The organism is Citrobacter sp. wls826 (genome assembly GCF_005281245.1).
GTDB classification, from domain to species: domain Bacteria; phylum Pseudomonadota; class Gammaproteobacteria; order Enterobacterales; family Enterobacteriaceae; genus Citrobacter; species Citrobacter braakii.
The window spans coordinates 107,326-111,387 of sequence record NZ_SZWS01000054.1; the positions used below are offsets into that span (position 1 = coordinate 107,326).

The following is a 4,062-nucleotide window of genomic DNA, read 5'->3' on the forward strand; positions in this document are numbered from 1 at the left end:
CCCAGTCCGGGTCGGTCATGTCGGTAACCAGGACGTCGCCAGGTTCGATACGGTTCATTTCGCTGATGTCCTGAATGACTTTGACCGGACCCGCGCCAATGCGGTGACCGATAGCACGACCTTCAGCAATAATTTTACCCTGAGCATGCAGCGTATAACGCTCCATCACCTGGCCGCGCGAGCGCACAGTTTCCGGACGCGCCTGCACAATGAACAGTTTGCCGGTATGACCGTCTTTCGCCCATTCGATGTCCATCGGACGACCGTAGTGCTTCTCGATCTGTACCGCCTGCTTCGCCAGTTCCTGCACTTCTGCGTTGGTCAGGGAGAAAATGTCGCGCTGCTCCTGCGGTACATCTTCAATCGTCACCTGCTTGCCATGTTCCTGGGTTGGCGCGTAGACCATGCGGATTTTTTTCGAACCCATTGTGCGACGGACGATCGCCGGACGGTTTGCCGCCAGAGTCGGTTTGTGCACGTAGAATTCATCCGGGTTAACGGCACCCTGCACGACCATCTCGCCCAGGCCCCATGCGGAAGTGATGAACACCACCTGATCGAAACCGGATTCGGTATCGATGGAGAACATTACGCCGGAAGACGCGAGGTCTGAGCGCACCATCCGCTGAACGCCAGCAGAGAGCGCCACGCCACGATGGTCATAACCCTGGTGAACGCGATAAGAGATTGCACGGTCGTTAAACAGCGAGGCAAAGACGTGTTTGATAGCAACCAGTACGGCATCAAATCCCTGGACGTTGAGGAAGGTTTCCTGCTGACCGGCAAATGACGCATCTGGCATATCTTCTGCGGTGGCGGAAGAGCGCACGGCAAAAGAGGCATGGGCATCGTCTGCTGACAGCTGCGCGTAGGCATCGCGGACGGCATTTTCCAGCTCCGGCTGGAAAGGAGTGTCGATAATCCACTGGCGGATCTGTGCGCCGGCTTTCGCAAGCTCGGTGACATCGTCAATATCCGTTTTATCCAGCAGCTCATAAATGCGCTGGTTTACACCGCTCTGGTCCAGAAACTGGTTAAACGCATCGGCGGTCGTTGCAAAACCATTCGGTACGGAAACACCCATACCGGAAAGGTTAGTAATCATTTCACCCAGGGAGGCATTTTTGCCCCCAACTCTGTCTACATCATTCATGCCGAGTTGGTTATACCAAAGCACCAGCGGTGACGAGCCATTGTTGGACATCGAACAATCCTTATATATGAACGAGGTTAGGAAACTCAATTTTGCGTAATTATCTTTGCATATTTACTTCAGCGAAAAAAACGGTGAATCGTTCAAGCAACTTTATTTTTTATTTTTTCAGATTGTTTCCGCATTTGCGCAAACCCGCGAGCCACAGGGGATCACCACAAAAACTACCGGTATAAACATTTGTTCCGAAAAATGAAATGTACTTTTCAGTAAATATAAAAATACCGTTTCATTTTACAAAATAGATGCAGCAATATTCGCTTCTGGCGAATTTTAATTTATGCTTTCAGAGAATTATGTCTGCCCCAGGATGAGCAAAATGGATAATGCTGTTGATCGTCACGTATTTTATATTTCTGATGGTACGGCCATCACCGCCGAGGTATTGGGCCACGCGGTAATGTCGCAATTTCCGGTTACGATCAGCAGCATTACGCTGCCGTTTGTGGAAAATGAGAGTCGTGCGCGAGCGGTTAAAGACCAGATTGACGCGATCTATCAACAAACTGGCGTGCGCCCTCTGGTGTTTTACTCTATCGTTTTGCCGGAAATTCGCTCGATCATTTTGCAAAGCGAAGGATTTTGTCAGGATATCGTGCAGGCGTTGGTTGCCCCACTGCAGCAAGAGATGAAGCTCGATCCTACGCCGATCGCCCATCGTACCCACGGCCTGAACCCCGGCAACCTTAACAAGTACGACGCGCGCATTGCCGCCATTGATTATACCCTCGCCCATGACGACGGCATTTCGTTGCGCAACCTCGATCAGGCGCAGGTGATCCTGCTTGGCGTTTCCCGTTGCGGTAAAACCCCGACCAGTTTGTATCTGGCCATGCAGTTTGGCATTCGCGCGGCCAACTACCCCTTTATTGCCGATGATATGGATAATCTGGTGCTGCCAGCGTCCCTGAAGCCGTTACAGCATAAATTGTTCGGCCTGACCATCGACCCTGAGCGCCTGGCAGCCATCCGCGAAGAGCGCCGGGAAAACAGCCGTTACGCCTCGATGCGCCAGTGCCGGATGGAGGTTGCTGAGGTGGAAGCGCTATACCGGAAAAACCAGATCCCATGGCTGAACAGTACCAATTATTCGGTAGAAGAGATTGCTACCAAGATCCTCGACATCATGGGGCTGAATCGCCGCATGTACTAGAATGCTAGTGCATTGGTTCGATTTTTTGTTATTATGCTCGCCACCAGGCAGGATGAGTATGATATTGTGATATACATCACTTCCCGGTAGTCCTGCCGTTGAAGCAACAAATTTCTGAGACAAGTAATGAACAGAACCGATGAACTCCGTACTGCGCGTATTGACAACCTGGTCACTCCAGCAGAGCTTGCGCAACGGCATCCTGTTTCGTCCTCCGTCGCCCGTCATGTTACGGACTCCCGACGCCGGATAGAAAAAATATTAAATGGTGAAGACGCTCGTTTACTGGTGATCGTAGGTCCCTGCTCGATTCACGATCTTGATGCCGCCATGGAATACGCGACGCGTTTACAGGCGCTGCGCGAAAAACATCAGGCGCGTCTGGAAATCGTGATGCGCACTTATTTTGAAAAACCGCGCACCGTAGTGGGCTGGAAAGGTTTAATTTCCGACCCGGATTTAAACGGCAGCTACCGCGTGAACCACGGCATTGAACTGGCGCGCAAACTGCTGTTGCAGGTCAATGAACTGGGCGTACCCACGGCAACAGAATTCCTCGACATGGTGACCGGTCAGTTTATTGCCGATTTAATCAGTTGGGGTGCCATTGGCGCGCGCACCACCGAAAGCCAGATCCACCGTGAAATGGCCTCTGCGCTTTCCTGCCCGGTCGGCTTTAAAAACGGTACGGATGGCAATACGCGTATTGCCGTCGATGCGATTCGCGCCTCCCGTGCCAGCCATATGTTCCTCTCTCCGGATAAAACCGGCCAGATGACCATTTATCAGACCAGCGGTAATCCTTACGGGCATATCATCATGCGCGGCGGTAAAAAGCCGAATTATTATGCTGAAGATATTGCCGCCGCCTGCGATACCCTGCACGAATTTTCCCTGCCTGAACATCTGGTGGTCGATTTTAGCCATGGCAATTGCCAGAAGCAGCATCGTCGTCAGTTGGACGTTTGTGATGATGTGTGCCAGCAAATTCGCAATGGTTCGACGGCGATTGCCGGGATTATGGCGGAGAGTTTCCTGCGTGAAGGTACGCAAAAAATCGTTAGCGGCCAGCCGCTGGTTTACGGCCAGTCCATTACCGACCCGTGCCTGAACTGGGAAGATACTGAACTGCTGGTTGAAAAACTCGCCTCTGCGGTTGATAGCCGTTTTTAATGCTGTTCGCCGGGTAACATCACGTTGCCCGGTGCTAATCCTTTGTTTTCCCCCTCCTTATTGTACAAAATTTATTCTCGTCACAATTATTTCACAAAAAGGCTTGCCGCAATTTTGCAGTTTGTTGATAATGATTATCATTGTTAAATTGATTGTTATTTTTAAAAACTATTCACGTATGGATAACACAACAACGCCCGCAAAAGAAAAAACACCGCCTGCCGTCGCGCCAAACGAGCGCCGAATTGACAGTAAAAGTCTGCTGGGCAAAGAGGGGCGCGTGATCATAGAACACGATGGCCAGCTCTATTTGCTGCGCCAGACACAAGCCGGAAAACTCATTCTGACCAAATAAACACCACTTTTCGCCAGCCACCCAGGTAATACCCAGGCAGCCAGCGCTTTTCGATTTCCTAATGGAGAGTTGCTATGCCACACCTGCACACTGCATCCTTGCGCCCTTCGCTCTTGGCGCTGGCGATTATCAGTAACCTGCCCACCGTCGCGTATGCGGCGGTAGAAG

At 51.4% G+C, this 4,062-nt stretch carries 4 protein-coding genes; 3 read left to right on the forward strand and 1 reads right to left on the reverse strand.

Translation table 11 applies throughout. The features are described from left to right. Positions 1-1,204 (reverse strand): phosphoenolpyruvate synthase (gene ppsA / locus FDW87_RS22685; protein ID WP_252363190.1); only part of this gene is annotated, 1,204 nt, incomplete at its 3' end. 328 nt (positions 1,205-1,532) lie between these two features. Between ppsA and ppsR the strand changes: the two genes are divergently transcribed. The 3 genes from ppsR to hemP all read left to right on the forward strand — a co-directional run bounded on the left by ppsR (position 1,533) and on the right by hemP (position 3,894). Continuing rightward, a complete protein-coding gene (ppsR, locus tag FDW87_RS14530; RefSeq protein ID WP_016152884.1) occupies positions 1,533-2,366 on the forward strand; it encodes a posphoenolpyruvate synthetase regulatory kinase/phosphorylase PpsR in 834 nt (277 codons plus the stop codon). A gap of 126 nt (positions 2,367-2,492) precedes the next feature. Continuing rightward, the gene (gene aroH, locus FDW87_RS14535) at positions 2,493-3,539 is read left to right on the forward strand and encodes a 3-deoxy-7-phosphoheptulonate synthase AroH (RefSeq protein WP_016152883.1); all 1,047 of its coding nucleotides are present in this window, start codon (positions 2,493-2,495) and stop codon (positions 3,537-3,539) included. A gap of 130 nt (positions 3,540-3,669) precedes the next feature. Continuing rightward, positions 3,670-3,894 carry a hemin uptake protein HemP gene (hemP, locus tag FDW87_RS14540; RefSeq protein WP_032931206.1) on the forward strand — a complete coding sequence of 75 codons (225 nt, stop codon included), beginning with the start codon at positions 3,670-3,672 and terminating at the stop codon, positions 3,892-3,894. Positions 3,895-4,062 lie beyond the last annotated feature (168 nt).

Excerpts from the sequence above, each read along its gene's own strand:
- ppsR (WP_016152884.1), top strand. The coding sequence starts at position 1,533 with ATGGATAATGCTGTTGATCGTCACGTATTTTATATTTCTGATGGTACG.
- hemP (WP_032931206.1), top strand. The coding sequence starts at position 3,670 with ATGATTATCATTGTTAAATTGATTGTTATTTTTAAAAACTATTCACGT.
- aroH (WP_016152883.1), top strand. The coding sequence starts at position 2,493 with ATGAACAGAACCGATGAACTCCGTACTGCGCGTATTGACAACCTGGTC.